The sequence below is a fragment of the Deltaproteobacteria bacterium genome (assembly GCA_009930495.1).
In the GTDB taxonomy this organism is placed as follows: Bacteria; Desulfobacterota; Desulfovibrionia; order Desulfovibrionales; family Desulfomicrobiaceae; genus Desulfomicrobium.
Genome location: RZYB01000191.1, coordinates 1 through 4,546 on the forward strand (window position 1 = coordinate 1; position 4,546 = coordinate 4,546).

General features: G+C 63.6%; 3 protein-coding genes. 1 reads left to right on the forward strand and 2 read right to left on the reverse strand.

The features are described from left to right. Together EOL86_12220 and EOL86_12225 are read right to left on the reverse strand one after the other, a co-directional pair. Positions 1–1,716: fumarate reductase flavoprotein subunit (locus EOL86_12220; GenBank protein ID NCD26340.1), on the reverse strand; the 1,716-nt coding region annotated here is incomplete at its 3' end. Between the two features lie 15 nt (positions 1,717–1,731). After that, positions 1,732–2,382 (reverse strand): succinate dehydrogenase/fumarate reductase cytochrome b subunit, encoded by a 651-nt coding sequence (locus EOL86_12225; GenBank protein NCD26341.1) that lies wholly within the window; start codon positions 2,380–2,382, stop codon positions 1,732–1,734. 232 nt (positions 2,383–2,614) lie between these two features. On the opposite strand from EOL86_12225, the gene EOL86_12230 reads away from it, so the two are divergent. After that, a partial coding sequence (locus EOL86_12230) for a heavy metal translocating P-type ATPase (protein ID NCD26342.1) occupies positions 2,615–4,546 on the forward strand: 1,932 nt, incomplete at its 3' end.

Genomic DNA, 4,546 nt, shown 5'->3' on the forward strand with positions numbered 1-4,546 from the left:
TTCGGGCCAGTAGGCCAGGGTGCGGTTCAGCCAATTCTTGTCGTCGCGGGCCGGATAGTCCTCGCGGTTGTGGCTGCCCCGGCTTTCCTTGCGGGCCAGAGCGCCGGTGGCAATGCACAGGGCCAGACGGACCTGGCCTTGCAGTTTGAGCGCCGCCGCGACCTCGGCGTTGGCTCCGAGGCCGTTTGAGACCAGACCGATTTTGCCGGCCCGTTCGTACACGCCCTGCAGGGCTTCGATACAGGCCTGGAGATCCTTTTCGTTGCGGAACACGAAACAGCCCTTCATGAGGGCGTCCTGCATTTCGGCGCGGACCTTGTAGACGTTTTCTTTGCCCAAACGGTCATGGATGAGGTCGTCGATGCGTTGCCGCTGCTTGGCGGCTTCGGCCTTGACCAGGGACGTGGAAAAGCAGGTTTCGCAGCCCTTCAGATATTCGACGATATGCCGGCCGATGATGCCGCCGGCAACCACGGTTTCGGCCAGGGAGTTGCCGCCCAGACGATTGAAGCCGTGCATGTCCCAACAGGCCGCCTCGCCGGCCGAGAACAGGCCTTTGAGGCCATAGGCCGCGCCGGTCTTGTCCGTGCGCACGCCGGCCATGGTGTAGTGCTGGGTCGGACGCACCGGAATGAGCTGGGTGCGGGCGTCCACGCCAAGGAAGTTTTTACAGATCTCGTCCACCTCGCGCAGCTTGGTGGAAATGTGGTGGTCGCCCAGATGGCGGATGTCCAGCCACAGGTGCTCGCCATACGGGGACTGCACACCGTGGCCGGCGCGCATGTGCTCGGTCATACGCCGGGCGACCACGTCGCGGGAGGCCAGCTCGGCCTTTTCCGGCTCGTAGATGTGCATGAAGCGTTCTTCGTGCACGTCCAAAAGCGTACCGCCGTCGCCGCGACAGCCCTCGGTGACCAGAATGTCCGTGGGCACGATGCCCGTGGGGTGAAACTGGATGGATTCGGGGTTGCCGATGGGCACCAGCCCGGTTTCCTGGGCGATGGCCGCGCCGCCGCCGTCGCAGATGACCGCGTTGGTCGTGGCGGAATAGATCCGGCCGAACCCGCCGGTACAGATGACCGTGGCCCTGGCCTGATAGACTTCGAGCTTGCCTGTGCGCAGACAGCGGACCACTGCGCCCATGCATTTTTCGCCGTCATGGAGGAGGGAAATGGCTTCCTTGCGGTCGAGCACGGTGATGCCCAGTTCGGCGCACTTGTTGTCCATGGTGCACATGACCGCGTGGCCCGTGCCGTCGGACGTGTAGCAGGTGCGCCATTTGGCCGTGCCACCAAAGGACCGGGACGTGATCAGACCTTCCTTTTCGGGTTTCTCGAATTTTTCGAATTTCTCGCCGCCCTTGAAATAGAAGGACTTGCCCGGCACGACGCGGTTCCACGGCACGCCCCAATGGGCCAGACGGCGCATCTCGATGGGTGCGGTGTCCGCGAACATGCGAGCCACTTCCTGATCACAGCCCCAGTCCGAGCCCTTGACCGTGTCCAGAAAATGGATGTCTGTACAATCCCCCTCGCCCATGACGCAGTTGCCGATGGCCGCCTGCATGCCGCCCTGGGCCGCGGAGGAATGGGAGCGCCGGGCCGGGACAATGGACAGACAGACGACATCGAATCCGGCCAGGGCCGATTCCACGGCCACGCGCTCGCCGGACAGCCCCGCGCCGATGACCAACAGATCAGAAGTATGAATATGCATATGATCTCCCGAAATTTAGACGGTCAGGGTAGCGTAACGGGCCAGGGCGATGTACGCGACGACCAGGACACAGCCGAAGGCGATGGCCAGGATCTTGGCGACTCTGGGCCGCGTGGCGTCGGTGATGAAGCCCCATTTCACGCCGATGCGGTACACGCCGATGAACACATGCAGCTGCACCAGCGGCACCAGAAAGAAATAAAAAAGCGTCCAGCCGCCGCTCTGCACGCGGGCCGTGGACGTGGCCGCGAGAATGGCCGCGTCGTTGATGTTGGTCCACATGTGGATGGCGCCCATGACAAGAATGATCATGGCCGATCCGGCCTGCACCAGCCACAGCCAGGTATCGCGGTGGTTCAACAGGCGGGCGTCGCGCCAGATGGCTTCCTGCCCCTCGGCCCGGAACGGAATCTTGCGCGCCGCGACCACGAAATGGACAAAAAAGAGGATGGGCACGACAATGTGGGCCAGGGTGTCCAGATGCAGGGCTTCCAGGGCACCGGCCACGCCGTTCAGGGCATTGGCGCCGAAGATGATGGACGAGGTCAGCAGGGTGTGAAAGGCAATGAACAGGACGAGACCGGCTCCAGTCAGCATCTGGATCCAGTCGAGGTACGCATCTCGGCGTCCTGGGCGCGCGACATGCATGGTGGCGTCAACGGACATACTTCCTCCGGTTTGCGGAACCGGCGCATTTCCGGCCCCTGGTTGAAAAAAACGGTGGAACGGGAAAACAGCACTGTCCAAAATGTACACACGTCGGACAGATAATGGCAGATAGTAGTATCCGAGTGCGATTGATCGGTCAATCACCTACTTGGAATTTCCGTATGTGGCGACGAGAAGAAGAGACATCTATTGGTTGTTTAATCAATCATAATGCATTCAGGAGTGGTTCATGGATACAAACTTGCAGTCCGAACGACTGCCCATCGGCGGTATGCACTGCGCGGCCTGCTCGGCGCGCATCGAAAAGGTTGTCGGGGGCATGTCCGGTGTGGACACCGTGGCCGTCAATTTGGCCACGGGCGAGATGGATGTGCGCTTTGACGCCCAGACACTCCCCTTGGAACAGATTCTGGAGCGGGTACACGAGATGGGATTTACGGCGGAGATGCCGAGCCGGGAAACCACACTCGATCTCAAAATCGGCGGCATGCACTGCGCGGCCTGCTCGGCGCGCATTGAGCGCATCGCTAGCCGTCTGCCCGGCGTGCGCGAGGCCAGCGTCAATCTCGGAGCCGAAAGCGGACGGTTTGTTTTTGATCAGGCACTGACCAGCCAGCGCGCCCTGCGTCAGGCCATCCACGACGCCGGATTCAGTACCGATCTGCCCAAAAAGGAACGCGTCGGCGAGGAAGAGGCGCGTATCGCCGCCCGTCTGGCCGAAAAGAAACAGGCCGTAACGCGGGCCATGGTTTTCGCCCTGCCGCTGCTCATTCTGTCCATGGGCCACATGTGGGGCCTGCCCCTGCCGCACTGGCTGGACCCCATGCACAGCCCCGGCACGTTTGCCCTGGTCCAGCTGCTGCTGACCTTGCCCGTGGTCTGGAGCGGCCGGAGTTTTTACCTGATCGGCATTCCGGCCTTGATCCGCCGCGCTCCGAACATGGATTCCCTGGTGGCCGTGGGCACGGGCGCGGCCCTGACGTATTCGCTCTGGAACACGGTGGAAATCTGGCTCGGTCTGGATGCGCACGCTCGCGCCATGGATCTGTATTACGAATCGGCCGCCGTGCTCATCGCCATGATTTCCCTGGGCAAATTTTTCGAGGCCCGGTCCGTGTCCAAAACCACCGGCGCGGTGCGGGCGCTCATGGCCCTGGCCCCGGACACGGCCACCCTGATCGACGGCGAAAGCGAGCGGCCCATTGCCGTAGAGGAAATCGAACCCGGCGACCGGCTGCGCATCCGCCCTGGCGAACGCATTCCCGTGGACGGCGAGGTGGCCGAGGGCGAAAGCCACATCGACGAATCCATGCTCACCGGCGAGCCCCTGCCCGTGCGCCGCATGCCCGGCGACACGATCTACGGAGGCACCCTGAACACGACTGGAGCGCTCGTGCTGCGGGCAACACAGGTCGGCGAGAACACCATGCTGGCCCGCATCGTGCGGCTGGTCCGCGACGCCCAGGGTTCCAAGGCGCCCATCGCCAGTCTGGCCGACACCATCAGCTTCTATTTCGTGCCCGTGGTCATGGCCCTGGCCGTAACGTCCGGGCTGGCCTGGTACGCCTTCAGCGCCGAGCCGTTTGTCTTTGCCCTGCGCGTGACCATTGCCGTGCTCGTCATCGCCTGCCCCTGCGCCATGGGACTGGCCACGCCGACCTCGATCATGGTCGGCACGGGCCGGGGCGCACAGCTCGGCGTTCTGGTCAAATCCGGCCGCGCCCTGCAACGCGCCGGCGAGCTGACCACCCTGGTTTTTGACAAGACCGGCACCCTGACCGTGGGCAAACCCGTGCTGGTCGAGGTCTGGACCGCATCCGACGCGCCCTTGGGCAAACAGGACCTGTTGCGTCTGGCCGCCGGCGTTGAAGCCCTGTCCGAGCATCCCCTGGCCCGGGCCGTGGTCGGGGCCGTGGCCAAAATCCTGCCCAAGGCGACGGAATTCACGGCCATTCCCGGTCAGGGCGTGACCGCCATGGCGGACGGACACCGTATCGCCATCGGCAACGAGCGGCTTCTGGAAGCCCTGGACATGGACGCGGAGGCCGTGCGGGCGCAGCGGGAACGGATGGAGGAAAACGGCGCCACGGTCATTCATGTGGCTGTGGACGGGAAAGCGGCCGGGCTGCTGGCCATCAGTGATCAGATCCGGCCCGAGGCG